The organism is Peribacillus sp. 05N428 (genome assembly GCF_056397085.1).
The window spans coordinates 1-1,180 of the sequence record NZ_JBFTMS010000118.1 but is presented as its reverse complement, the minus strand read 5'-3'; the positions used below and the strand labels follow the sequence as shown (position 1 = coordinate 1,180).

Annotated in this window: 9 tRNA genes and 1 rRNA gene; all 10 read left to right on the top strand. The window is 49.7% G+C overall.

Annotation, left to right across the window (positions count from 1 at the left end):
• The first annotated feature begins 33 nt into the window (after positions 1-33).
• The 10 genes from rrf to AC1DIV_RS29975 all read left to right on the top strand — a co-directional run bounded on the left by rrf (position 34) and on the right by AC1DIV_RS29975 (position 969).
• A 5S ribosomal RNA gene (rrf, locus tag AC1DIV_RS30020) occupies positions 34-149 on the top strand.
• A gap of 10 nt (positions 150-159) precedes the next feature.
• Positions 160-235, top strand: a tRNA-Val gene (locus AC1DIV_RS30015).
• 11 nt (positions 236-246) lie between these two features.
• Positions 247-322 (top strand) — tRNA-Thr (locus AC1DIV_RS30010).
• Between the two features lie 42 nt (positions 323-364).
• Positions 365-440, top strand: a tRNA-Lys gene (locus AC1DIV_RS30005).
• Positions 441-449: 9 nt separating this feature from the next.
• Positions 450-531 (top strand) — tRNA-Leu (locus tag AC1DIV_RS30000).
• Between the two features lie 5 nt (positions 532-536).
• A tRNA-Gly gene (locus tag AC1DIV_RS29995) sits at positions 537-611 on the top strand.
• A 12-nt stretch (positions 612-623) separates the two neighbouring features.
• Positions 624-712 (top strand) — tRNA-Leu (locus AC1DIV_RS29990).
• A gap of 9 nt (positions 713-721) precedes the next feature.
• Positions 722-798 (top strand) — tRNA-Arg (locus tag AC1DIV_RS29985).
• A gap of 9 nt (positions 799-807) precedes the next feature.
• Positions 808-884 (top strand) — tRNA-Pro (locus AC1DIV_RS29980).
• 9 nt (positions 885-893) lie between these two features.
• A tRNA-Ala gene (locus AC1DIV_RS29975) sits at positions 894-969 on the top strand.
• Positions 970-1,180: the final 211 nt, after the last annotated feature.

The window sequence follows — 1,180 nt, the reverse complement described above, 5'->3', positions numbered from 1 at the left end:
ATCTAGTTTTGAAGGAACAACGTTCCTTTTATGTTTGGTGGCGATAGCGAAGAGGTCACACCCGTTCCCATTCCGAACACGGCAGTTAAGCTCTTCAGCGCCGATGGTAGTTGGGGGTTTCCCCCTGTGAGAGTAGGACGCCGCCAAGCAGTTATATATGGAGGATTAGCTCAGCTGGGAGAGCATCTGCCTTACAAGCAGAGGGTCGGCGGTTCGATCCCGTCATCCTCCACCATTTTTACACTTGCCGGTGTAGCTCAACTGGTAGAGCAACTGACTTGTAATCAGTAGGTTGGGGGTTCAAGTCCTCTTGCCGGCACCATTTTCATACAAGCTTGATATAGCATATATAAATAGTTTATATGAGCCATTAGCTCAGTTGGTAGAGCATCTGACTTTTAATCAGAGGGTCGAAGGTTCGAATCCTTCATGGCTCACCATTTTATTATGCGGGTGTGGCGGAATTGGCAGACGCACCAGACTTAGGATCTGGCGCCGCAAGGCGTGGGGGTTCAAGTCCCTTCACCCGCATGTTCGCGGAAGTAGTTCAGTGGTAGAATACAACCTTGCCAAGGTTGGGGTCGCGGGTTCGAATCCCGTCTTCCGCTCCACTATTTATTTATGCCGGGGTGGCGGAACTGGCAGACGCACAGGACTTAAAATCCTGCGGTAGGTGACTACCGTACCGGTTCGATTCCGGTCCTCGGCACCATCTTAATATGCGCCCGTAGCTCAATTGGATAGAGCATCTGACTACGAATCAGAAGGTTGTAGGTTCGACTCCCGCCGGGCGCACCATGTTTTTTTCGGGAAGTAGCTCAGCTTGGTAGAGCACTTGGTTTGGGACCAAGGGGTCGCAGGTTCGAATCCTGTCTTCCCGACCATTATTTTTTGGGGCCTTAGCTCAGCTGGGAGAGCGCCTGCCTTGCACGCAGGAGGTCAGCGGTTCGATCCCGCTAGGCTCCACCAAAAAAACTTGACAAGCCGATTTGGGTTTGTTATGATATGAAAGTTGATTCTTTAAGAAGAGTCAAATTGCTCTTTGAAAACTGAACAAAACAAAGCGCCAACGTTAAATTTTAAGTGAGCACACACTATCAAAAAAGCAAATGAGCAAGTCAAACATTTCTTCGGAGAGTTTGATCCTGGCTCAGGACGAACGCTGGCGGCGTGCCTAATA